22 protein-coding genes are annotated in these 23,931 nt (G+C 62.7%); 11 read left to right on the top strand and 11 right to left on the bottom strand.

Translation table 11 applies throughout. The features are described 5' to 3' along the window. Positions 1-329 precede the first annotated feature (329 nt). Entirely contained in the window at positions 330-758 is a 429-nt protein-coding gene (locus tag CXY75_RS21135) for an integrase core domain-containing protein (RefSeq protein ID WP_104084060.1), read from the bottom strand. On the opposite strand from CXY75_RS21135, the gene CXY75_RS19560 reads away from it, so the two are divergent. Beyond that, on the top strand, positions 729-1,463 hold the full coding sequence (locus CXY75_RS19560; protein ID WP_146069524.1) for a hypothetical protein: 735 nt from the start codon (positions 729-731) through the stop codon (positions 1,461-1,463). The genes CXY75_RS21135 and CXY75_RS19560 overlap by 30 nt on opposite strands. 743 nt (positions 1,464-2,206) lie before the next feature. Here CXY75_RS19560 and CXY75_RS17400 read toward each other — a convergent pair. Genes CXY75_RS17400 through ychF form a run of 3 tightly spaced genes read right to left on the bottom strand, consistent with a single transcriptional unit; the run spans position 2,207 to position 6,508 of the window. After that, positions 2,207-3,547: a hypothetical protein gene (locus tag CXY75_RS17400; protein ID WP_104084058.1), complete on the bottom strand. Its 1,341-nt coding sequence runs from the start codon at positions 3,545-3,547 to the stop codon at positions 2,207-2,209. Between the two features lie 12 nt (positions 3,548-3,559). Then, positions 3,560-5,407, bottom strand: coding sequence for a DUF262 domain-containing protein (locus CXY75_RS17395; RefSeq protein WP_104084057.1), 1,848 nt, complete (start codon positions 5,405-5,407; stop codon positions 3,560-3,562). A 12-nt stretch (positions 5,408-5,419) separates the two neighbouring features. Next, the gene (gene ychF, locus CXY75_RS17390) at positions 5,420-6,508 is read right to left on the bottom strand and encodes a redox-regulated ATPase YchF (protein ID WP_104084056.1); all 1,089 of its coding nucleotides are present in this window, start codon (positions 6,506-6,508) and stop codon (positions 5,420-5,422) included. Between the two features lie 76 nt (positions 6,509-6,584). On the opposite strand from ychF, the gene CXY75_RS17385 reads away from it, so the two are divergent. Together CXY75_RS17385 and rmuC are read left to right on the top strand one after the other, a co-directional pair. After that, positions 6,585-7,199: an exonuclease domain-containing protein gene (locus CXY75_RS17385; protein WP_104084055.1), complete on the top strand. Its 615-nt coding sequence runs from the start codon at positions 6,585-6,587 to the stop codon at positions 7,197-7,199. 64 nt (positions 7,200-7,263) lie between these two features. Then, entirely contained in the window at positions 7,264-8,706 is a 1,443-nt protein-coding gene (gene rmuC, locus CXY75_RS17380) for a DNA recombination protein RmuC (RefSeq protein WP_104084054.1), read from the top strand. A 92-nt stretch (positions 8,707-8,798) separates the two neighbouring features. Here rmuC and glpX read toward each other — a convergent pair whose 3' ends face one another. Then, a complete protein-coding gene (glpX, locus tag CXY75_RS17375) occupies positions 8,799-9,731 on the bottom strand; it encodes a class II fructose-bisphosphatase (RefSeq protein ID WP_104084392.1) in 933 nt (310 codons plus the stop codon). A gap of 206 nt (positions 9,732-9,937) precedes the next feature. Between glpX and fbaA the strand changes: the two genes are divergently transcribed. Both fbaA and CXY75_RS17365 read left to right on the top strand, forming a co-directional pair. Next, complete coding sequence (gene fbaA, locus CXY75_RS17370) at positions 9,938-10,963, top strand: class II fructose-bisphosphate aldolase (RefSeq protein WP_104084053.1); 1,026 nt, start codon at positions 9,938-9,940, stop codon at positions 10,961-10,963. A 34-nt stretch (positions 10,964-10,997) separates the two neighbouring features. Continuing rightward, the gene (locus tag CXY75_RS17365) at positions 10,998-11,603 is read left to right on the top strand and encodes a DUF6264 family protein (RefSeq protein ID WP_104084052.1); all 606 of its coding nucleotides are present in this window, start codon (positions 10,998-11,000) and stop codon (positions 11,601-11,603) included. Positions 11,604-11,631: 28 nt separating this feature from the next. On the opposite strand, the gene CXY75_RS17360 is transcribed toward CXY75_RS17365, so the two are convergent. Then, positions 11,632-12,672 (bottom strand): 4-hydroxy-3-methylbut-2-enyl diphosphate reductase, encoded by a 1,041-nt coding sequence (locus tag CXY75_RS17360; protein WP_104084391.1) that lies wholly within the window; start codon positions 12,670-12,672, stop codon positions 11,632-11,634. A gap of 153 nt (positions 12,673-12,825) precedes the next feature. Between CXY75_RS17360 and xseA the strand changes: the two genes are divergently transcribed. The 5 genes from xseA to CXY75_RS17335 are packed head-to-tail and all read left to right on the top strand — an operon-like array spanning position 12,826 to position 17,087. Further along, the gene (gene xseA, locus CXY75_RS17355; RefSeq protein ID WP_104084051.1) at positions 12,826-14,049 is read left to right on the top strand and encodes an exodeoxyribonuclease VII large subunit; all 1,224 of its coding nucleotides are present in this window, start codon (positions 12,826-12,828) and stop codon (positions 14,047-14,049) included. A 5-nt stretch (positions 14,050-14,054) separates the two neighbouring features. Next, positions 14,055-14,306: an exodeoxyribonuclease VII small subunit gene (locus CXY75_RS17350; RefSeq protein WP_104084050.1), complete on the top strand. Its 252-nt coding sequence runs from the start codon at positions 14,055-14,057 to the stop codon at positions 14,304-14,306. Next, on the top strand, positions 14,303-14,956 hold the full coding sequence (locus CXY75_RS17345; RefSeq protein WP_104084049.1) for a DUF4245 domain-containing protein: 654 nt from the start codon (positions 14,303-14,305) through the stop codon (positions 14,954-14,956). Before CXY75_RS17350 ends, CXY75_RS17345 begins: the two co-directional genes overlap by 4 nt. Further along, complete coding sequence (locus CXY75_RS17340) at positions 14,953-15,603, top strand: carbonic anhydrase (protein WP_369826747.1); 651 nt, start codon at positions 14,953-14,955, stop codon at positions 15,601-15,603. Before CXY75_RS17345 ends, CXY75_RS17340 begins: the two co-directional genes overlap by 4 nt. 59 nt (positions 15,604-15,662) lie before the next feature. Next, positions 15,663-17,087 (top strand): aspartate ammonia-lyase, encoded by a 1,425-nt coding sequence (locus CXY75_RS17335; protein WP_104084047.1) that lies wholly within the window; start codon positions 15,663-15,665, stop codon positions 17,085-17,087. A gap of 304 nt (positions 17,088-17,391) precedes the next feature. Here CXY75_RS17335 and CXY75_RS19555 read toward each other — a convergent pair whose 3' ends face one another. Together CXY75_RS19555 and CXY75_RS17325 are read right to left on the bottom strand one after the other, a co-directional pair. Beyond that, a complete protein-coding gene (locus tag CXY75_RS19555) occupies positions 17,392-17,607 on the bottom strand; it encodes a hypothetical protein (RefSeq protein ID WP_146069523.1) in 216 nt (71 codons plus the stop codon). A gap of 428 nt (positions 17,608-18,035) precedes the next feature. Further along, entirely contained in the window at positions 18,036-19,787 is a 1,752-nt protein-coding gene (locus CXY75_RS17325; RefSeq protein ID WP_104084045.1) for a BCCT family transporter, read from the bottom strand. Between the two features lie 196 nt (positions 19,788-19,983). On the opposite strand from CXY75_RS17325, the gene CXY75_RS17320 reads away from it, so the two are divergent. Then, complete coding sequence (locus CXY75_RS17320) at positions 19,984-20,427, top strand: pyridoxamine 5'-phosphate oxidase family protein (protein ID WP_104084044.1); 444 nt, start codon at positions 19,984-19,986, stop codon at positions 20,425-20,427. A gap of 132 nt (positions 20,428-20,559) precedes the next feature. On the opposite strand, the gene CXY75_RS17315 is transcribed toward CXY75_RS17320, so the two are convergent. From CXY75_RS17315 to CXY75_RS17305, 3 genes are all read right to left on the bottom strand, one after another. Further along, entirely contained in the window at positions 20,560-20,931 is a 372-nt protein-coding gene (locus CXY75_RS17315) for an FKBP-type peptidyl-prolyl cis-trans isomerase (protein ID WP_104084043.1), read from the bottom strand. A gap of 205 nt (positions 20,932-21,136) precedes the next feature. Then, the gene (locus CXY75_RS17310) at positions 21,137-22,423 is read right to left on the bottom strand and encodes a PrsW family intramembrane metalloprotease (protein ID WP_104084042.1); all 1,287 of its coding nucleotides are present in this window, start codon (positions 22,421-22,423) and stop codon (positions 21,137-21,139) included. 77 nt (positions 22,424-22,500) lie between these two features. After that, positions 22,501-23,892, bottom strand: coding sequence for an FAD-binding oxidoreductase (locus CXY75_RS17305; protein WP_104084041.1), 1,392 nt, complete (start codon positions 23,890-23,892; stop codon positions 22,501-22,503). Positions 23,893-23,931 lie beyond the last annotated feature (39 nt).

Raw genomic sequence — 23,931 nt, 5'->3', positions numbered from 1 at the left:
GAGTATTTGATGCTTTGAGAGCCACGCGATCCGCCGGGTATCGGCAATCTCCCGCGGTGAGCTGGCGTCCAAACTGGCCACCGCAACGGCTCCTTGCAGCGAGGACGAGCGCGCCGATCGAACCGTGCCAATACCAGTGTGCGCCGACGCTGGCGAGGGAACCAGGATATTAGCCGTGACGGAACTCCGCAACGTCGCCGTCCAGTCATTCACAGAAAGTGAATGACTGCGGTTCTGTGCGGGCGTCTCTCGATGCGATGCTGATCACATGGCGACCGACGTGAACCGTCCCGGGTTTCATGCCGCCGTTTTGTTGGCGGCTTCGATATTTATCGGGCCATTTGTTCCAGCGTAAGAGTTGAGCTCATATCAGCCGGCGGCTTGTTCCCCAAGGCGCTGTGCAGCCGCCGACTGTTGTACCAGTCGAGCCAGTCGAGCCAGTCGAAGGTGAGCTTCTCAACGTTGGCGAGGGTTTTCAGCGGTCCGGTGATGAAAGGTGAATTCTTCGCCACGGCCTCGTTCTTGTAGAGGCCCATTACGGTCTCCGCGAATCGAACGGACGTATATTGCGACCCGGCATCGCTGTGATGGATCAGGCCGGGTTGGACGGTGTGACCTGCGTTGTCTCGTCGCCACAGCGCCATGTTCAAACACACCTCAACGAACGGGGTGTCCGGCCCGAAAGGGCGCGCAGTGATCTGCCCCTCGGGACAGATGCCGGCGAGTCTGTGCACATCGAGGTCAAAATAGACGATCACGCCAACGACGACCAGCTACGCAAACTCCACGAAAAGTACCCCGAAGCACTCGTTGTACTTCTTGTGGCAGATGCAGAGTCACCCGACGTCGAAGCCATCGACCCAGATGTGTTTGCTGACATTACGATTCTCGAGTGGGGCGTTTTCCTTTCCGCGTTCACAAGTCCTCACGTCCGCCGGCTACAAGCTGACATCACGGCAATCGTAACGAACCCCTGCTCGAAACGGTCCCAGCGCTACGCCTTTCGTAGTGCGCTAGCTCAGGTCGATGTTCCGGACCCTGCCTGGAATCCTCATATAGAGCCAACCGACAACAGTCGTCCAGCTGTACTCCTCAACTCCCCGTGTGGAAACGTGCGTGCGCAGCTTGAAGTCACTGGCAGGAACGGCGTCCTTCACTACACTCCCGGAATTGGATTCCGATATCGAGAGGGTCAGGCCGACGATGAGATCACTACCCTGCTGCACAAGGTGATGATGCCCCTGGGAGCCGCTGAGTTTGATGGCGAGTTTACGATCAGCCGCGCCCGAAGTCTCGGCTCCCGCTGGGAGGGACGCGGCTTTGAAGAGAAACCATGGTTCACACGCGGGTACGCCAACGACTACATCGGCGTCAAGCTTAAGACCACACCGAATGCCGCGGACGCGTTAGAACAGCTCTACAGCGCATTCAAGGTATTCGAGATGATCGCTCTCTCGAACTGAGCGCCAATCCTGTTTTGTCAAAAGAACGGCCGGCGTGGATCACCGGGCGATCCAGGGTCCGCGCGCACGTATTCGGCTAAAGTGTCCCGGCCCGCTCGGCAAACTCCCGTCTGAAAGTGATTGTCGCTCCGCCGCCCCGGTATGGGTTCTGGACGGCAAGTTCCTCAGACTCTGGATCGTAATTTGCGTATGCTTCATACGTTAGTTTCCCCGACCGCGAACGGACGGTGAGAGCGGCCCGAAAACCCGTGACTGAGCACCCGATTATTTCGGAAATGCTCTCCGCAACCTCTCGGGCAATCATTTCGAAATCGCGTTGCGAAAGTGCCAAGTGCGGTCTCCCCTTGTTATCGTGACGAACAGCGAAACCCTATCAGTCACTCTTGCTCGCCGGGAGCGAGCAATAAGTCGGCGTCCGGGATTGTGAGTGCTGTCACCCTGCGCGCCGCTAGACCGGTCTTGTTTCGCTGAATACGTGTTGCGCCAAACTTCCACCGTCGCGGCTGAAGACCGCCGTAGTCACGCTTGTTCCCTCAACACTCTGGGGCCCCCGTGCCGCTGCAAATCAGACTCGTCAGGAGTGTTCGCGGCGCAGGGCACTGAGCCTTTTCGTTTCACGCATACTGTTCGCACGAAGACGCCGGTTCGGGGGTCTGTGAGGCTATTTCTGCCCAGATGTTGCAAGAAAAACGGAACTCCAGCGCGCCGCTGTCTGCGCTCGAACGCCTGTTGGCGAGCCGGGCCTAGGTAGCCAGGAACCCTGACAGTCCGTCGTAGGAGTAATAGCTTGACGAACCACTCGGGTCTGCGCGATTGCGCGCCTTCAATTCAGCTGCAAGGTCTACCCACACCTGCCGAGCGCCGACGATCTTCACCGTATCTTCCAAGGCCTTCAAAGCCAGCGCTGGCATGTCGGACGCAACACGCACCTGATCGTTATGAAGGATTGTCTCCGCAAATGTTTCCACGTGGCGCAGCTGAAATGCTTCCGTGGTCTTCAGTACCCGCCGCATGTTTGCTTCGGCTACTCGATAGTTCGACGACTCCGCAAGAAACGTCAACGCCTTGTCCGCCCACTGACCACGGTCATAAGGGCGATTAAGCTGGTTGTCGACTTCGTCGATGCCAGCCCTATCCAGAATGCCGTTGTAAAGGTCGCGAACTTCGATATCACTCGGCGGACCGCTTGCAAAAAACCGCTCCTCAACAAGCGACCCGAGAGGTGCAACTTTTAATAATGCGATCAGCCTCATCCGCGAGGTAGACGGCAAGCGCTTCCACATCGCGTCGAAGGGGCCCAAAGCACCGACAGCCCGAAGTAGGTCTTTGTCTCCGAGTTGACCCCCTTGCTCACGCTTCGACAACACAGATTCGACGGCGAGGTCAAACCGATCGTGGTCGAATTCGTGTAGCGCTCGAACGCATTGAAGGCACCTGAACGCCAAGTTATTATCGCCTTTGGGCGGCTCGATACATCCCTTCACAAAGATCTCTGACAGATTTCGCTTTACTTGATCACGAGAGCGCTCGAAGTACCTCGTGCGGAGGTAACTCGCGACGTCGTCCTCTGACCACGAATCGCTTTCAAGCTCCGTAAGGAACGTCGCAATCATTTGACGCCCGGCAATGCCGGGCTGCGAGAGGACGGCGTCACACGCCATCGCCAAGTGACTTCGTACTAGCTCAGCCGTCGGATGGAAGGACTCTGCACCTTCCTCATATCCAGGATGAGCACAAAGATTGCGATCTTCATAAAGCCGCGTCAACTCGCTTTTCTCACGTGCAGTGAGAAGCTGCAATTTGTCCGCGCACAATTCGAGGAGACCATTCTCGAACGCCTGCATCTTCCTAACGTCGCGACCCTCGACAAATGCATGCACATCACGCATTGCCGCCGCCGCCGCACCGTCACCTTGCTCAGCAAGATGACGCACTTTCGTGATCAGGTCAGATGTGACGGCTATCCAGATCGAAACGATAGATGCGCGGTTGGCTCCGGCCTGGTAGGCCCGAAGTGCCTCGTTGAACAGCACGCGGGCATCGCGATCCCGGACACTCTCAAGAAGAGAACTCAGATCACGCATCGACAATCACTTTTAGCCAGACGTTGCTTGGTGACGGAACTCCACCACGTCGCCGTCGGCCGGCCCACGTTGACTCGGACCATTAGGAAGCGGGAAGCGCGACATCACTCTCGAAGCCAACTCCTGCGTGCGGCGCTCGATGTCAGCACTCGTCCACGAGTCGCGCGTCGCCAACTCGGCATTCAGTGAAAGTCCGTTGCGATAACCGATCTGCCGTCCTTTAGAGTCCTGACGGTCGCGCTTCTCCGCGAACGATTTGTTGCCGAGGTTGCTGTTATATGCCGTCACAGTGAGGTTGCCGAGCCGGTGCTTGTGTTCCTCCTGAACCAGGGAAGCCACTTCCTTACCCCCGAGCATCTCCACCCAGGCGCCGGGCAGGTTCTCACCTTGCGGAAGGATGTGCTCGATCGTCCACACGAAGTGGTTCTTCTCCTGGCGCCACAGGTCGACCCTCGTCTCCTTGGTCATCTCGTCCTCGGCGAGTGTGGTCAAGGCAAACCTTGCGACGTCGGTGTTCTCGTCATAGATGCGGCCCAGAAGCCGAGCACGGAACTCGTCGTCGGCCGCCGAGACGGTGGTTAGCTTCTCGGCGACGACCCAGAAAATGTCCTGTCCCTTGGCTGCGCCGATGGCGCCAATGGTTGTCATGAAAAGCTTTGCCAGCGCGTACGTGGGCGGGTAGCCCGTCAAGTTGCGACGGACGAAGAAACTCGTGAGGAGATCGGCGATTGCTCCCACATCGACTTCGCTGAGCTTCAGGTCGTTCTGTTTCGCCATCAGCCACATTAAGAGGACGTAGGACGGGGCGCCCTGGGCTCGCATGAGCCTCTGGAAGGCCCTGTCAAGCGATGTCGGCTGGTCGAGCTCGACAACACAATTGATGCGGCCGTAGATCCTGCTCGCGTCTACAAGGGCATCAGCCACTTTCTTGAGGTCCTGCTCCAGGAGCGTCTCGTAAATGCGGATCAGGTTCGACTTCGTAGCCACAGATGCGTTGGGTACATCGGGCAGCTCTGACCTGAAGGCGTTGAAGTAGTGCCGTAGGAAACGCTCCTGGGTGGAATAATTGTCGCCGAGGCTCGTCAGCATTTCGTTCCAGTGCCTAAACGCCTGGTCGACGTTCATAATCTTCTTCTTCTCGGACTCGGCGAGCAGGTGGTTCTTAATTAGATCCACCGGCGAGAGCGGCATGCCGCGGTTGTTGAGCGACTCGAAGAGAACAAAGGCGTCCGAATGGCTGGCCACTTCGATCTTCACGATGACCGCCTTCATAGCCGCCTCGTGCACTCGAAGCGCGGCCTCTGTCTCCGCCAGGTCCTCTGTTTCAGCGAGCTTGAGAATGGCGGAGCGGAAGTAGTGGTAGCACTTCGCGATCCGTCGGCTCGGGTAGTACGGCTTCCACTCGCCTTCGACCGGCAACCCAGCCTCCTCGAGCACCTTGAGGTAGTCGAAGAGGTTCAGGCCCTGCTTTTGGGGCGTCACCCTCGGCTGTCCGTCAATCTTGCGCACTAGCTGACGCCCGAGGTTGATGACGTCGGTCCGCGTGTCATCGTCGAGGTCATCGACGTGATCCTTGAGCACCGAGTACACGGCAGCTAGGAGGAGCGTCAGTGTCGTGAGCCGTTGTTGGCCATCAACCACTTGAAGGATGTTACCCTCCAGCGTGTCAGTGGTCTGATCGAGCGTGATGATGGTGCCAAGGAAGTGCGCCCCGTCAGCGTCGATCAGGTCCTCGAACAGGTCCTCCCACTGAGCTTTGTGCCACGAATACTCACGCTGATACGCCGGAATTTTGTAGAGGACGTTCCCTTCATGACTGAAGAGGGTGTGCACGGGGTACTGGTTAGCCGACTTGATCATCCCCCGGCGTCCTTACTTCTGACCAGATGTTGCTTGGAAGCGGAACTCCACCACGTCGCCGTCTTGCATGACGTATTCCTTGCCCTCGATGCGGGCCTTGCCCTTGGAGCGGGCCTCGGCGATCGAGCCGGCGGCCATGAGGTCTTCGAAGGAGAAGATCTCCGCCTTAATGAAGCCCTTCTGGAAGTCAGTGTGGATGACTCCGGCGGCCTGCGGCGCGGTCCAACCCTTGTGAATCGTCCAGGCGCGGCACTCTTTCGGTCCGGCAGTGAGATAGGTCTGCAGGCCGAGGGTGTCAAATCCGATGCGGGCGAGCTGGTCGAGACCGCTTTCGGCCTGACCGGTCGAGGCGAGCATCTCGGCGGCGTCTTCGGCGTCAAGTTCGCTCAGTTCACTCTCGAGCTTGGCATCGAGGAACACGGCGTTCGCTGGGGCGACGAGCGCGGCGAGGGTGTCGAGCTTGGCCTGGTCCTGCAGCACTGCCTCATCGACGTTAAAGACGTAGATGAACGGCTTCGCCGTGAGCAGGCCCAGTTCACGGATCGACTCGATGTCGAGCGTTGCGGAGGAGAGCGGCTGACCGGCGTCGAGGATGGCCTGCGCCTTGAGCGCGGTCTCCAGAACGAGCGGCGCCATCTTGCGCCCCTTGACCTCTTTCTCGAAACGCAACACGGCCTTCTCGAGGGTCTGTAGGTCGGCGAGGATCAGCTCGGTATTGATTGTTTCCATGTCGCCGGCCGGGTTGACTTTGCCGTCGACGTGCACCACGTCGGGGTCAGCGAAGCCGCGGATAACCTGGGCGATGGCATCCGCTTCGCGAATGTTGGCGAGAAACTTGTTGCCGAGGCCCTCCCCCTCGCTCGCACCACGCACGATGCCGGCGATGTCGACGAACGACACTGGTGCCGGCAGCAGGGCCTTGCTGCCATAAATGGTTGCCAGGGCGGCCAGGCGCGAATCGGGAAGGTTCACGATTCCAACGTTGGGCTCGATCGTTGCGAACGGGTAGTTCGCTGCGAGCACGTTGTTCTTGGTCAGGGCGTTGAAGAGGGTGGACTTGCCCACATTGGGGAGTCCGACGATTGCAATAGTAAGAGCCACGAGAGACCATTCTACCGGCCACGTCGTCGCAGGCCTTGTCGGCGGCCCGTGTCGGTGGCCCGTGAGAACATAGAATGTGCTGAATTTTACCGCCATCGATTTTGAAACCGCGAACTCCTCGGGCGCCTCGGCGTGCTCGGTCGGAATGGTGAAGGTGCGTGACGGGGTGGTCGTCGATTCCGCCTATTGGCTCATTTCGCCGCCGCCCGGCCACGACGCGTTCTCCGAGTGGAACACGCGCATTCACGGCATTACCGCAGCGGATGTCGTGGGCGCGGCCAGCTGGGTGGAGCAACTTCCGCAGTTGGTCGCCTTCGTCGGTGACGACTACCTGGTCGCTCACAACGCCGGCTTCGACCTCGGTGTCATCAAAACGGCATCACTCGTGACGGGCCAGCCGGTGCCCGACTTTCACTATGTCTGCAGCCTGCAGGTCGCTCGCCGCACCTACCACCTGGAGTCATATCGACTGCCCGTCGCTGCGATGGCGGCCGGCTTTGAGGACTTCTCGCACCACAACGCACTGGCCGATGCCGAGGCGTGCGCGGCCATTATGATTCACGCGGCCAAACGACATGAGGTCGACACCCTCGAGCAGCTCGCCCACGTGACCCGGGTCAAGGTCGGCGTGATCGGTCCGGTTGCCACGAAGGAATACGCCTCGACTCACGGACCAATGGCGCTCAACTAGCACGTTTTTATCCTGATCCGAGTGTCATTCCGACGATGTCGGTGGGCGCTGGCAGACTTAAAGCATGGATCCACTGCTGAGTTTGATCGTCGGTCTCATCATCGGCGCCGCGTTGGGCGCCCTCTTCACCATGGTGCTGTTGCAACGCCGCCTCACGACCGGCGCGGGTGACGGTTCGGTCGACCCAGCCGTGCTCGATGCCCGCCACCAGGTAGCCCTCGCCGAGGCTCGAGCCAGCGAGGCGACCGTTCGCGCGGCGCTGCAGAGCGAGCTGTCTGCTGCCCTCGCGACCGTTGACGGTCTGAATGCGCAGATCGACCATGACCGGGCGTCGACGCGTGAGGCCACGGAACGACAGCGCTCAGACCAGCGGTTGCAGTCCGACAGGGAAAAGCGCGAGCACCTCGTGCTCGAGGCCCTCAGCCCCGTGCGTGAGACCCTCCGCACCATGCAAGAGAAGGTCACCGAACTCGAAACCCAGCGCAGCGAACAATACGGTTCGCTGTCGGAGCAGCTCAAGCAGGCGCAGATCTCCGACCAGCAGCTGCGGGTGACCACCGAGTCGCTCGCGAGCGCGCTGCGTTCTAACAGCACCCGCGGTGTCTGGGGCGAGACCCAGTTGCGACGCGTGGTCGAAGCGGCCGGGCTTGCCCAATATGTGGATTTCAACACGCAAACCAATATCACGACGGATGCCGGACTGGGCAGACCGGACATGGTCGTGCGCCTGCCCGGCAATAAGTCAATAGCGATCGACGCCAAGGTTCCGCTCGAGCATTACATCGAAGCGAGCACGATTCCGTTCACGGCCACCGGCGAGGAGGGCGCCCGCCGCCAGGTACTCATCGACAAGCACGTCAAGGCCGTGCGCGCCCATATCGACGCGCTCGCTAAGAAAACCTACTGGGAAGGCTTCGATGCCAGCCCGGAGTTCGTGATCGCGTTTATTCCAAGCGAGTCCCTGCTGTCGGCGGCGCTCGAAGCGGACCCGTCCATCCTTGATTACTCGTTCAGCAAACGGGTTGCCCTGGCCTCGCCGGTCAACCTGTGGGCCGTGCTCAAGACGGTGGCGTTCACCTGGCAGCAGCAGGCGGTCACCGATGAGGCGCAGAAACTCTTCGACCTCGGCAATGCCCTCTACCAACGGCTCGGTGCTCTGAGCGGCCACGCCGAGTCACTGCGTAAGGCACTCGAGCGCACGGTGGACAGCTACAACAAGTTCGCCAATTCGCTCGAGTCGCGGGTGCTCGTGACCGCCCGTCAATTTCCCGGGATCGACCAGACCAAGATCGGGCTGCTCACCGAACCGGCTATCGTTCATGATTCTCCGCGCAAGCTGACCGCGCCAGAGTTGGAGGCGCCGGCTGAAGAACGCGACACTCTGCACCTTCCAGGTGAATTGGACGGTGCCGAATTGAATGAGGCTCAGCACACCGCGATCAAAAGCCGTCTGGACACTTTAGACGACCACACATTAGACGATTCAGAATCCGACCTGCGCGTGTAATTACCGGAGGATGAAACAAAACAGCTGCCCGCCCCGAGTCTGAACGAACAGACCCGCGACGTGCAGCTTCCTCAAGAACTAGCGCGAAAGGCCTACAGCCACTTCTCGGCGAGGTGCTCCGCGATGACGCGACGTGCCGTGCCCGAACGCGAGCGCAGCACGATGCTCTCGGTGCGAATCATCGGGCCCTTGCGGCGCACACCGTCAACGAGCCCGCCATCGGTTACACCGGTCGCAACGAAGAACGTGTTGTCGCCGCTGACCATGTCATCAATCTCCAACAGCTTGTCAATGTCGAGCCCGGCCGCGACGCCGCGCGCGCGTTCCGCGTCGTCCTTCGGGGCGAGGCGCCCCTGCATGTAACCGCCGAGCGCCTTGAGCGCGCAGGCCGTTGTGATGCCTTCCGGGCTGCCGCCAATACCGACGCACATGTCAATGCGGGTCTCGTAGCGGGCGGCGTTGATGCCACCGGCTACGTCGCCGTCGAGCATCAGGCGCGTTCCAGCGCCCGCGCTGCGGATGGCATCGATCAGGCCGGCGTGGCGTGGACGGTCAAGCACGGCCACCGTCAATTCGCCGACGGGCTTTTTCATCGCCTTGGCTAGCTCCTGAAGGTTGTCAGCGATCGACTGATCGAGGCTGACCACACCGCGCCCGGCGGCACCGGTGACGATTTTGTCCATGTAGAAGATCGACGAGGCGTCGAGCATGGTGCCGCGGTCGGAAACGGCAATGACCGATACCGCGTTTTGACGGCCGGCGGCGGTGAGACTCGTGCCGTCGATCGGGTCCACGGCTATGTCGCAGGCGGGACCGCGGCCATTGCCGACGTGCTCACCGTTGAAGAGCATGGGGGCTTCGTCCTTTTCGCCCTCGCCGATGACGATGAGGCCGTCGAAGTTGACGGTGCCGAGGAAGGCGCGCATGGCGTCGACGGCGGCCTTGTCGGCGGCGTTCTTGTCGCCGCGGCCGATGAAGGGCACAGCGCGAATGGCGGCGGCTTCGGTCGCCCGCACGAGTTCCATGGCGAGGTTACGGTCGGGGTGTTGAAACAGGGTGGCGGTCTCGGTGCTGTTCACATGGTCCTCCCGGACGTAAGTTCGACTTCGATTACGACGGATGCGCGGCGGATCGCGCGGAGTGTCCGCCCGAGTCACCCTATCGCGACGGAACACCAGGGCGGGCGTAGCTAGACTCGGATCACACCCCCGCACACCTCCGAGGAGACGCAATGCCCATCGCAACCCCCGACCAGTACGCCGAAATGCTCGACAAAGCGAAGTCTGGCGGGTTCGCATACCCGGCATTCAACGTGTCTTCGTCGCAGAGCATCAACGCCGTACTTCAGGGCCTCACCGAGGCCGGATCCGACGGAATCATTCAGGTCACCACCGGCGGCGCCGACTACTTCGCCGGCCACACCGTGAAGAACAGGGCCTCCGGCGCACTCGCCTTTGCCCGTTTCGCGCACGCCGTCGCCGACAACTACCCGATCACCGTCGCCTTGCACACCGATCACTGCCCGGAGGGCGCGCTCGGCGATTTCGTCATTCCGCTCATCGAAGCGTCCGAGTCGGCAGTAGCCGATGGCGGTCACCCCATCTTTCAGTCGCACATGTGGGACGGTTCTGCCATCGCGCTCGACAAGAACCTGAACATTGCCACCGACATTCTTAAGCGCACCCGCGCCATCAATGCCATTCTCGAGGTTGAGATCGGTGCTGTCGGCGGCGAGGAAGACGGCGTTCAGGCTGACGTGAACGAGAACCTGTACACGACCCTCGACGACGCCATCAAGCTGGTCGAGGCCCTCGGCCTCGGCGAACAGGGCCGCTACATGGCCGCCCTCACCTTCGGCAATGTGCACGGCGTCTACAAGCCCGGCAACGTGAAGCTGCGTCCGGAACTGCTCAAGGAAATTCAGACGGGCCTCTCGTCCAAGTTCGGGCTCGCTGCCCTGCCGCTCGACCTGGTCTTTCACGGCGGCTCTGGCTCAACGGATGCCGAAATCGCCGAAGCCGTTGCCAACGGCGTCGTCAAGATGAACATCGACACCGACACCCAGTACGCCTTCACCCGCTCGATCGCCGACTACATGCTCAAGAACTATGACAGCGTGATCAAGGCTGACGGCGAAGTCGGCAACAAGAAGATTTACGACCCGCGCGCCTGGGGCAAGGTGGCCGAGTCGGCTATGGCCGCTCGCGTCGTCGATGCCACCCGCCAGCTCGGCTCAGCCGGGCACTCAAACAGTTAGAGCACGCAGTTAGAGCAATGACAGCAGTAAAGCAATGACAGAGAACCCGGACTCCGTTCCCCCCGCACAGGACCCACGTCCCCGCCCCCAGTACGGCGAACTCGCTCCTGAGGGCTGGACGTGGCAACCGCCGCAGGGCACAGACCGGGTTGACACTCCCGCCCCCGCCGATGGGGCGGGAGCTGGCGCGCCCCTGCCCGCGCAGCCGCCGACCGCCCCGTCGACGCCCTACATACCGGGACAGCCGTACGCGCCGAACCCGACGCCGCAGCGCGCCGTGCCGGGCTGGGACCGACCACTGACCATCGGGCTGCTGATCTTCGGACTGCTGGCCACCGTGTATGGCGCCTTCTCGCTCGGCGCACTCCCCGATGCGATGCAGCTGATCTACACCCAACAGGGCCTCGGCACCTACACGCCGGCCGCCAGCATCGGACCGTTGACCTCGGTCGGTGCCATTGCGGTCGTGTTCATCTGGCTCGCCGCGGCCGCGCTGTCCGTGCGCCTTCTGCTGCGGCGCCGCCGAGCCTTTTACGTGCCGCTGATCGCCGGCGCCGTGTCGACCGTGACGATGTTCGCGTTCACGGTCGCCGCAATGCTAAATGACCCGACCCTGATCGAATTCCTTAGTCGCCAGTAGCTTTCAGCAGCTGCACCGCCCCGGCCGTCTACTCGGCTGCGGCGGTGCGACCGCCGAAGGCACGCGCATCCGTTTCGCCCGAGACGTTCGTACGCAGTTCCTTCGGCAGCGAGAAGATCAGGTCTTCTTCGGCGGTCTTCACCTGCTCGACGTCGGCATAGCCGGCGTCGGCGAGCGCCTCGAGCAGTTCGACGACGAGTTCTTCAGGAACGGATGCCCCACTCGTCACCCCCACGGTCGTCGCGTTGTCGAGCCACTCCTGTTTGACCTCGCTGGCGAAGTCGACGCGATAGGCAGCCGTCGCGCCGTACTCCAGCGCCACCTCGACCAGTCGTACGGAGTTCGAGGAGTTGGCGGAGCCGACCACGATCACCAGGTCGGAGTCGCGCGCGACCTTCTTGATAGCAACCTGACGATTCTGGGTGGCATAGCAAATGTCGTCGCTGGGCGGATCCTGCAGCAGAGGAAAACGCGCCCGTAGCCGGCGCACGGTTTCCATGGTCTCATCAACACTCAGCGTGGTCTGCGACAGCCAGACCACCTTGCTCGGGTCGCGCACGACAACCGTGTCGGCTTCATCGGGACTGCCGACGAGCGTGGTGTGCTCTGGTGCTTCACCGGCGGTGCCCTCGACCTCTTCGTGGCCTTCGTGGCCGATCAGTAAAATTTGAAAATCATCACGAGCGAAGCGCACGGCTTCGCGGTGCACCTTGGTCACCAGCGGGCAGGTGGCGTCGATGGCCTGCAGGCCTCGGGCAGCGGCGGCATTGACGACGGCCGGCGAGACGCCGTGCGCGCTGAAGACGATGTGCGCGCCGTGTGGAACTTCGTCGACTTCGTCCACGAAGATGGCCCCCAGATTTTCAAGTTCAGAGACAACGTGAACATTGTGCACGATCTGCTTGCGCACATACACCGGTGCGCCATAGTGCGTAAGCGCCTTCTCGACCGCGATGACCGCACGGTCGACTCCCGCGCAGTAGCCGCGCGGGGCCGCGAGCAGCACCCGCTTATGTCCGACCACCGGGGTATCCTTGAGCCTGTTGCGTGCGCTCGGAATGCGCGGCATGCCCAAGCCGATAACGGGCACAGTGCTCTGAACTGGCGCAGTGCTTTTCGTTTGAATGCTGGTGTTCACCGCCTCAGTCTACGCACGCACGACCGAACAACTCTGGGAGGACCAGCCTGTGCCCCACGTCAGCGCCATATCAAGGACCACCGCATGACGGACGCCCCCGCCACCGTCGAAACGCCGTGGCCGGTCGCCCTGCTCTCGGGCAAAATTCGTGGATACATCGAACGCTTAGGCATGGTGTGGGTCGAGGGTGAGATCACCCAGTGGGGTGCCAGCGGCGGCAACGTCTACGGCAAGCTGAAAGACCTCTCCGAAGACGCCACGGTGAGTTTCACCATCTGGTCGTCGGTTCGGGCCAAACTCACCGCCGATTTCAAGGCCGGCGATCGCGTTGTCGCCCTGGTCAAACCCAACTTCTGGGTCAAGGGTGGAACGCTCACCATGCAGGCCTTCGAAATGCGCCACGTGGGACTCGGCGACCTGCTCGAACGGCTCGAACGGCTGCGCAAGCAGCTCACGAGCGAGGGCCTGTTCGATGCCTCCCGCAAAAAGCGCCTGCCGTTTCTGCCGCACTGCATCGGCCTGGTGACCGGAAAAGATTCCGACGCCGAGAAAGACGTTATTCGCAACGCCCAGCTGCGCTGGCCGGCCGTGAACTTTCGAGTCGCTCACGCGGCTGTGCAGGGAGATCGCGCCGTCGGCGAGGTGACCAGCGCAATACAGCGCCTCGACGCCGACCCCGAGGTCGACGTCATCATCGTCGCGCGCGGCGGTGGCGACTTTCAAAACCTACTCACCTTCAGCGATGAGGGCCTGGTGCGCGCCGCGGCCGCCTGCGTCACGCCGCTGGTCAGCGCGATCGGGCACGAGGCCGACCGTCCGCTGCTCGACGAGGTGGCCGACCTGCGAGCGTCTACCCCGACGGATGCTGCCAAGCGCGTCGTTCCCGACGTCAGCGATGAACTAGACCGGGTGCAGCAGGCCCGGGCGCGTCTCAGCGGCCGGCTCACCGGCATCCTCTCGTCGGAAATCGACCGGATCTCCCAGCTGCGCAGCCGACCGGCTCTCGTCGACCCGCGCTGGATCATCGATTCCCGCAGCGAAGACCTCACCCGCTACGTCGCCCGCGGAGCCGAACTGACCGGGCGCATTCTCGAGCGTGCCGGAGCCACCGTGGTTGAACTGCGCTCCCAGCTGCGCGCTCTGTCGCCGCAGGGCACCCTCGATCGCGGCTATGCGATCGCCCAACTGCCGGGCGGCCACGTGCTGCGCCGAGCCGAAGACGCCCCAGCCGGCACCGAGCTGCTGTTGACTCTGGCCGATGGAACCGTCGCTGCCACCGCGGCCGTGCCCGCCGCCGCGTCGAAATAATTAGAATGGATGCTATGACCTCGCCTGCCCCCGCCATCAGTGATCTCAGCTACGAACAGGCCCGCGATGAACTCATTCGCGTGGTCAACGAACTCGAACAGGGGTCAAGCACCCTCGAGCAGTCCCTGGCACTGTGGGAACGCGGCGAAGCACTGGCCCGCCGCTGCGAGGAATGGCTGATCGGAGCGAAAGCCCGCCTTGACGCGGCCCGCCTGGCAGCAACGACACCCTCTGAAGACGCCACGCCCGCCAGATGAGCCGCGCCCCCAAACCGCCGCGCGTCGTCGCCGAGCTCGGTCGACCGGAAACTCCGCAGGAGACCGCCGACCGGCTCGCCGAGAACTCGCGCAAGTATCGGTCCCACAAGACCGTGAACAACCTGGTGCTCTCACTTCTCGTCACCGTGGGAGCGGTGCTCGTGCTCGTGCTGCTGGTGCCGCGCACTGACAACCCGATCACTCGCGACGTCGACTACGCGAGCGTCGCCGCCCGAATGCAACCCGTCGTCGACCAGGCCCTGGCGAGCCCCGCCCTGCCAGCCGATTGGACGGCGAATGACGCCGAGTGGCGGGCCGGCAGCAACGGCCAGGTTCCGTCCTGGTATATCGGTCTGATCACGCCGGAGAACCAGTTCATCGGCTTCAACCAGGCCTTCGACGCCGACCCCACCTGGCTAGCCCAGAAACTGCCGGATTCCCCCGTCGTTGACACCGTCAGCATCGCCGGCGTCACCTGGGACGTCTACCGCAACAGCGCCCCCGCAGCCGATCGAGGTAATTTCGACTATGCGCTCGTGACGACCGCTGGCACGAGCACCTACCTATTGATCGGAACCGCGCCCACCGGCGAATTCGAGACCCTCGCCACCGCGCTGGCCACCAATATTCAGGAGAACGCGACCACATGACTCCAATGTCTGCTGCCCACCCGTCCCCAGCCCAGGCCTGGAACGAACTGCGCGAGGGCAACGTACGCTTCGTCGCCGGCACCCCTAGGCACCGGGAGGACGTCGACCGGCGGGCCGAGCTGGTCGGCCAGCAGACCCCGCACGCCGCTTTATTCGGCTGCAGTGATTCCCGGCTCGCCGCTGAGATCATCTTCGACCAGGGCCTCGGAGATTTGTTCGTCGTGCGTAACGCCGGCCAGGTCATTTCATCGTCCGTGCTCGGTTCGCTGGAATATGCGGTGGCGGTGCTGCACGTTCCGCTCATCCTGGTACTCGGCCACGACGAGTGCGGTGCTGTACGTGCCGCAATCGATTCTCAAAGCACGGATGCCCCGGCTCTGCCCGTGCATATCGCGCGCATCATCGAAAAGATCGTGCCGGCGGTGCGTCGAGTGAGCGGGCAGGCGGCATCCGCTCAACTGGACCCAACGCAGATCGATGCGGGCCACGTCGGCCGGGAGCATCTCAAAGACACGGTCACCGAGCTGCTCGAGCAGTCCGAGGTGATCAGCGCGGCCATCGCAGCCGGTACATTGGCTATCGTCGGTGCGAACTACGTTCTTCGCGAAGGACACGCCGACCCCAACATCGTGGTCGGCGTCATTTAGACCCGACCATCCGCGCACCCGTTGCGCACAGCACGACTCTCACATAGCACCGAAAGGGAATGCACACAGTGGTGGACACCTCCGCACAAACCGGCTACCGGATCGAACACGACACGATGGGTGAGGTCCGCGTTCCAACGGATGCTCTCTACGGTGCCCAAACCCAGCGCGCCGTCGAGAACTTTCCTATCTCCGGCTCCACACTCGAGTCCGCGCAGATCGCGGCCCTCGCCCGCATCAAAAAGTCGGCCGCTCTCGCCAACGCCCAGCTCGGCGTACTCGATGCGGACATCGCCGAAGCGATCGCCTCGGCCGCTGACGAGGTCATCACCGGCCACTTCGACAGCGAATTTCCCATCGATGTCTACCAGACCGGCAGTGGTACCTCCTCGAACATGAACATGAACGAGGTCCTCGCGACCCTCGCGACCCGTGCCCTCGGCCGCTCGGTGCACCCGAACGACCACGTCAACGCGAGCCAGTCCTCGAACGATGTGTTCCCGACCTCGGTGCACATCGCTGTGACGAGCGCCCTGATCGACGAGCTCGTCCCCTCGCTCGACCACCTCGCCGTCGCGTTCGAGACCAAAGCCGAACTGTGGAAAGAGGCCGTCAAGGCCGGCCGCACCCACCTCATGGATGCAACGCCCGTCACCCTCGGCCAGGAGTTCGGCGGCTATGCACGTCAGATGCGACTGGGTATCGAGCGCATCCGCACCGCCCTCCCCCGCATCGCCGAAGTTCCCCTCGGCGGCACAGCGGTCGGCACCGGCATCAATACGCCTTACGGCTTTCCGCAGCTCGTCATCGAGCTGCTCGTGCAGGAAACCGAACTGCCGATCACCGAGGCGCGCGACCACTTCGAAGCTCAGGCCAACCGCGACGGGCTGGTCGACGCCTCCGGTGCCCTGCGCACCATCGCCGTGTCGCTGACCAAGATTTGCAACGACCTGCGCTGGATGGGCTCCGGCCCGAACACCGGTTTCGGCGAGATCAGCATTCCCGACCTGCAGCCTGGTTCCTCGATCATGCCCGGCAAGGTCAACCCGGTCATTCCGGAGGCCGTACTCATGGTCTGCTCGCGCGTCATTGGCAACGATGCCACGATCGCCTGGTCTGGCGCGTCGGGCTCGTTCGAGCTCAACGTCGGCATCCCGGTGATGGGAACCGCGCTGCTCGAGTCGATCCGCCTGCTCACCAACGCTACCCGCGTGCTCGCCGACAAGACCGTCGACGGCCTCGAAGCCAACATTGAGCACGCTCGTGCCTTGGCCGAGAAGTCGCCGTCGATCGTCACGCCGCTCAACCGCGTCATCGGCTACGAAGCCGCGGCCAAGGTGGCCAAGAAGGCCGTCGCCGAAGGACTGACGGTACGCGAGTCCGTCATTGCGCTCGGCCACGTCGAACGCGGCGACCTCACACTCGCCGAGCTCGATACAGCCCTCGACGTGCTGAGCATGACGCGCCCCCCGCAAAAGAAGTAACAGAACCACAAATTCGAGTGTTGCCGATGCGCCTCAGGCGTTATCGGCAACACTCGATCTCGTTAAACATTCGACCCTAGGAGGCTGCTGAACAACTTTGGGTGTGGTTTCGCCTTTTTTCCTGCATGAGCGGGTTCTTGCTGGGCAGGGCGATCAGTGTTTGTACGGGGTTGATCTCGATCGGCGGTTAGAGCCAGTACTGGCCATCGCCGAGGAGGATTTTCCAGTGTCGGCTGTGGAGCAGTATGTGGTGGTGGCTACAGAGCAGTATGGCGTGGTCGATGTTGGAAAGTCCCTGGTCAGACTAGTTTTCGTTGTGGTGTGATTCTGTCCAGGCTGGTGGTTGTTCACACCCGGTCCAGCGGCATCCGCCGTCGCCGGCGGCCCACCGGGCAGCTTCTCGCTCCGTTTCCGCCATCGCCTGTGCCGCGGCGTCGACGGTGGCCTGCTGCACCATCAACGTCGCATTGCTAAACCCGTGCCGCGCCGCCCGGGTGAGGTCCATCGCCATGTTATTCATGATTCAACTCAACACCCGACCACCGACATTCCCGAGAAAAAATCACGCATACAAGCACTAAACTGCCGACAACCCGCAAAGAAGACCCAAAGAAATGTTTTCCAGCTGGGAGGTCCTGAACCGGGCCCACCTTCAGACCGCGGGCCCAGTTTCTAGAGCTTGTTGCGCTTTGCCTTCGGACCGAAAGTTGACCACAAAATATGGGGTAATCGGGTCCGTAATTGGGCACATGTCGTGGTCGGACCCGGAGGGATTCCCATTCTGCAACAGGCTCTTTATCCTGGGCAGTCGTGGCGTCAAAGGGGGGAATGGGTGGCTAAACGGCCCTACCGGATGTGGTGCCATTGCTCGCGGACCGAAGATCCACCGGAAGATACGGAACACACCAGCCGTGGTCGAGGTCCAAGGGTTCCCCGACCCAACAGGCCCTAAATCTTGGGGCGACGGCCCCAACGCGGCCGGCGGGCTGGATCGTCGGTCAGCGCGGCTTCGATGTGACCGTCGACCTGCTCACCGAAGTGGTCGTCGAAGTTCTCTTCAAGGTGCGCGGTCACGGTCTCGCCGATGCGCCGAGCCATCTCCTCGCGCCGCTGTCGACGTTCGAGACTGACCAGAACCTCGTGTTCCATGCGGAACGCTTTGTAGGTGGCGATACACATGCCGATCATGACGATGCTCACCGGAATGGCGGTCAAGATGGCACCCGTCTGCAGAGCGGCCAGTCCGCCGGCTAACAACAGGGCAATGGCGACGAGCCCGCCAAGCCCGGCCCACATGATGCGGCTCCACGTGGGCGGGTTGGTGTCACCGCCGGAAGCGAGCATGTCGATCACGAGCGAACCCGAGTCGGCGGACGTGATGAAGAAAATCGCAATGATGATGACCGCGATCACCGAGAGGATCACGCCGAACGGCAGGGTGCCCAGAAAGCTGAACAGCACATTCTCGGGGACGATGCCAACCTTCGGATCGAAGAGCCCGCCGCCGTCACCTTCCCAAGCCTGACGGATGGCGCTGCCGCCCATGACAGCGAACCAGATGAACGTGACCAGGGTCGGAACGAGCAGCACGCCGGCGATGAACTGGCGCACCGTGCGTCCGCGTGAAATGCGCGCGATGAACACGCCCACAAACGGGGCCCACGAGATCCACCAGCCCCAGTAGAAAATCGTCCAGGCACCCTGAAAGTCCAGACCGACCTCGCCAGTGAACGCTCCGGTGTCAAAAGTGAGTCCGACCACGTTCTGGAAGTAGCCGCCGATCGACTGCACGAGTAAACGCAGCAGGTACATCGTGGGGCCGAGCAGCAGCACGGCCACGAGCAGAAACCCGGCCATGCCGAGGTTGATGTTGGAGAGCCACTTGATGCCCTTGCCGACACCGCTGACAACCGAGGCCGTTGCGAAAATGGTGATCACGACGATCAGGACCACGAGCAGGGTGTTGGTGACCTCACCGACCACGCCGAGGAAGCTCAGGCCGGCGGCGATCTGCTTGACACCGAGGCCGAGCGAGGTGGCAACACCGAACAGGGTTCCGACGATGGCGATCACGTCGATCACATCACCGAGACGACCCTTGACCCGGCGTGTGCCGAGGAGCGGCTCGAGGGCCCAGCGGATGGAAACCGGCCGGCCCTTGCGGTGGATGGAGTAGGCAAGCGCCAGGCCGACGACGGCGTAGATAGCCCAGGCATGAAACCCCCAGTGCAGGAAGGTCTGCGACATTGCGGCACCGGCGAGATCCGCCGAATCGCCGGTCACCCCCGGCTTCGGGGTGGTGAAGAAGGTAAGAGGTTCTGAGGCGCCCCAGAACACCAGGCCGATGCCCATGCCGGCAGCGAAAAGCATCGAAAACCAGCTCATCAGGCCAAATTCGGGCTCGTCGTCGTCCTTGCCGAGCTTGATATCGCCGAACCGGCTCAGGCCCATCCAGACGGCGAAGATGACGAAAGCTGCGACGATGACGATATAGTACGGGCCGAGTCCGGCGACCACCCAACCCTGCAGTAGGGCGAGCACACCGCCGGTCCGTACCGGAAAGGCGATAGCGATTATGACGACGGCGAGAATGATGCCGAGTGCCGGATAAAACACTCGAGGTGCCGGAACGACAAAACGACGGGCCTTGGGTGAACTGCTGGGCGGCGTTTTCGCCGGTACTTCGGGTAGTGCACTCACGGTGGAACTTTCTCAAAGAATAGATTGCGGCCCGCGATCGACAATTGCGGTGCCGCCACGTATGTGCCACGCTGGGTAATTTCCCAGCTTACCGATAAAGAACCCCGCAAAGTGGGGGTCGGAGATTTTCTCAGGAACAGGCCGACTTTTGCCGATCCACCCTCGATCTCAACGCCGGAGCGTGTGACTATGGAACATGACCTACGACGATGTCGACGCCACCTGGAACCCCGTGCAGATCCTCACCGAAGAGGAATGCTGGAATGCCCTGCTTTCGGCCAGTTTGGGTCGCCTCGCGGTCGCCGTCGGTGGCGTGCCCGACATTTTTCCGGTCAATTTCGTCGCGGCCGATCGACGACTGCTGTTTCGTACGGCGGCCGGCACCAAACTTTTGGAGCTCACCGTCAATCACACCGTGGCGTTCGAAACGGATGGCGTTGGCCGAGACGAAGCATGGAGCGTTGTCGTGCGCGGAACGGCGCAGGCGCTCGATGCCCAACGTGACATTGATGCCGCAGCCGCTCTGCCATTGCAACCGCTGATTCCAACGGTCAAGCCGACCTTTGTCGAAATCATGCCGACACAGATCACCGGGCGTCGGTTCGCTCTGGGCCCTGAGCCGACAACAGCCCTGATGTAGCCCGCGTGGTGGCCGCCGGGCGCGCCACCGTCCAAGATCAAGCATGTGCGAATCGACCGGTCGTAGCGGTACGCGCAACGGGATGCGACTGCCGCAGCCGCAGCCCGTTGTGTGATCGCAGTACAGCTGTGCCTAGCTGACGCCGAGCAGATCGATGATGAAGATCAGGGTTTGTCCGGAGAGGCGGTGACCAGAGCCGGCCGGGCCGTAGGCGAGGTGTGGAGGCACGACGAGCTTGCGACGTCCGCCGACCTTCATGCCGGGGATACCCTCCTGCCAGCCTGCGATGAGCGAGCGCAGCGGAAAGTTGATCGACTGGCCGCGGTTCCACGACGAGTCAAACTCGTCGCCGGACTCGAACTCGACACCGAGGTAGTGCACGTCGACGGTCGCGCCGGTAGCTGCCTCGGCGCCGTCTCCGACGACGATATCGATGATCTCAAGTTGCTCGGGCGCAGCGCCCTCTGGAAAGTCAATTTCGGGCTTGGAATTCAAATCAGTCATGACCCCATCCAACCGGATTCGGCGCCCGATTGCACACCGACCACGCCCAAAAAAATAATGCTTGCGTCCAGCGCGCCGGGGGTGCACTCTAGTCATACACCAACTCGTCGCATCGGTAGAGTCGTCGGCATTGCCACACCACCGAAGCGGCGAGTTTCTGTTTAAAGCGAGCCTCAGCAGGGCCAGGGTCTACAACTGAGCTGCTCTATGCCGCCGGAGCTGTTCCCGGGAGCGGCTGACCGAGCACCTCGGAGCGGTCGTTCATGAGCAGCCCGAGCAGCCGCGCCTCCCTGGCGTGGAGGGCGGGGGTTCCCTGGCCGCGAACGAGGCGATCGCGAACGAAGGCGAGGCGGGTCGCATCCGCTATGAAATGGCGCATGGCGAGCTTGCGCGCGCGCGTTTGACGTGCGCCCCAGGCCAGGGCCTGACGCCGCCCCGCTCCGGTGCCGAGCATGGAGACCTCGTCCGCGGTGAACCAGCCGGCTTGCGAATATTCGTGCAGCCTTCGCAGGGTGATCCGCGCCTCCTGCCTGCGAAAAAACACGACAACGAGAATGGCGATGATGAACAGCGGCACCTGCACGACGACGTAGTACATAAGAATGGATGCGTTACCGGTCAGCACAAAGGTGGCCCCGTTCCACACCGCGTGCAGGGCGATTGCTGGCACGAGCCCGAGCAGAAAGAAGCCGAAGGCACCGCCCGTGGAGGCGCCGCGCCGGGCGGCCATGCCCAGGGCCAGTCCGGTGCAGATGGTGAATGTGACGTGCGCAAACGGCGAGAAGACCCCGCGCAGCAAGAACGTGCTGCCGAGGTTGTGCCCGCCGCCGTCCGTCACGGCCAGGCCGAAATACTGAATATTCTCGGAGAATGCGAAGCCGGCTGCAATGGTCGCCGCATAGATGACGCCGTCGAGCGGACCGTTGAAATGCCGGCGTACCGCCCGGAACACAACGAGCACGCCGAACCCCTTGGCGATTTCTTCGACTATCGGCGCCTGAATGACTGCGGATGCGAAATCGCTCCCGGCGAGCGCCCCCGAGCTCGCCGCAATCGTGATCTGCACACCGAGATCGAAAACGAGAGCGGTCACAGCGGAAATGCCGCCGCCCCAGAGGAACGCGAAGATCAGGGCGGGGCGCGGCTCCGGATCCCAACGATCGATCCAACGCACGGCGAGAAGCACAACCGCGAGCGGCACGAGCGCGAGCAGCAGGCCGAACAGCAGCGCTCCAGCACCAAGAAACGTGGTCAGGTACACGAAGACGGCGAACAGGGCCAGCCCCGCAAGCACAATGCCGACGGTACCGAGCACGATTGCACCCGTGCGCGACGGGCGCACCGGCCGGCTCCAGACCGGTTGCACCGGGCTCGGGCTCGCCAGCACCGGCAGGTATTGGCCCGACGTAGCCGACGACCAGCGCGGTTGTGTCTGGCTCGACGGTGTCGGCTCAGGCTGTGGCGGCTGGCCTGACGGCTGGTCGGGACTCATCACTTGAGAATATCGGGCCGATCAGCGCGATGCGAGGTGTTGAATCACCCCGTGCCGACGCCGCCCGGTGGCAGCGCTCAGCCCTCAAACATGGTGCCGGGATTGAGAATACCCAGCGGATCGAACACCGCTTTGACCTGGCGCTGCAGGTCGAGGCTTCGATCGCCGATTTCGTCGCGCAACCAGCGGCGCTTGAGTACGCCGACGCCGTGTTCACCGGTGAGCGTGCCCCCCAGAGCGATTGCGGTTCGGAACATCTCGTCGGCTGCCGCCCAGATCTCGTCGGGCACTGGGGTATCCACGCTCTCGCCGGGCCGGCGCGCGATCACGAAGTTGGGGTGCAGGTTGCCGTCGCCGGCGTGGGCGACCGTGGGAATGGGGATTCCGGTGCGCGCGCTGATTTCGGCGATGGCCGCAAACATCTCGGCCATGCGTGAGCGCGGTACTGACACGTCTTCGATGAGTACCTGGCCCAGCTGTTCCAGGGCCGGATGCATGGCCCGGCGGATGGCCAGCAGGCGGTCGCCGGAGGCGGCATCCGTTGACAGGGTAGCCTCGCCGCCGGCTGCGCGCAGCACGATAAGAGCTTGCTCAGCCTCGGCGAGCGCCGCGGGGCCGTCGGTCTGCACGAGCAAGAACGCGCCGCGGCGAAGCGGTAGTCCGGCCGAGCAGTCGGGGCCGAGGTAGGTTGCGATCTGGGCGAGGGCGATCGGGTCGATGAGTTCCATCACGGCGGGGCGGATGCGCGCGGCCGTGATGGCAGCGCTGGCCGCGGCCGCAGCGGTAACGGTCTCAAAGACCGCGCCGATCGTGGCGACCGTGCCCGCGGTACGCGCTCGCACCCGCACGGTCGCGTCGACGATGACGCCGAGCGTTCCCTCCGAGCCGGTCAGCAGGGCGGTGAGGTCGTAGCCGGTGACGCCCTTGATGGTGCGGTGGCCGGTGCGCAGCAGGCTTCCGTCGGCCAGAACGACGGTCAGGCCGAGCACGGCCTCGCGGGTGACGCCGTACTTGGCGCAGAGCAGCCCGCCGGCGTTCGTGGCGATATTGCCGCCGACCGTTGAGATGGCCTTGCTCGCCGGATCGGGCGCAAACCAGAGATTCTGTTCCGCGAGCACATCGTTGAGCTGCTGGTTGATCACGCCGGCTTCGACGACGGCGAGTTCGTCGTCGGCATTGATTTCGAGGATGCGGTTCAGACCGGCCACGCTGAGCACGATCGAACCGTCGGTGCCGCAGGCTCCGCCGGACAGGCCGGTACCAGCACCGCGCGTCACCACCGGCACCCGAAACTCGGTTGCTATGCGCAGCACCGCCTGTACCTGTTGCACCGCGGTCGCGCGCACGATTGCGAGCGGTGTGCCGTCGGCGACCCAGCCGGACTTGTCGGTGCGGCTGGCCGCAAGGTCAATCGGGTCTGTGCTGACGATGTCGCCCAGCTCGGTTTGGAGGCGCGTCAGTGCGTTCATTCCTTCAGCCTATCGAGGCGCGCCATGTCTGATTTTCGC

This window comes from Cryobacterium sp. Y11, assembly GCF_002929535.1.
GTDB lineage: Bacteria > Actinomycetota > Actinomycetes > Actinomycetales > Microbacteriaceae > Cryobacterium.
Note: the sequence above shows the minus strand (reverse complement) of the source record. Positions and strands in the feature narration are given on the sequence as shown.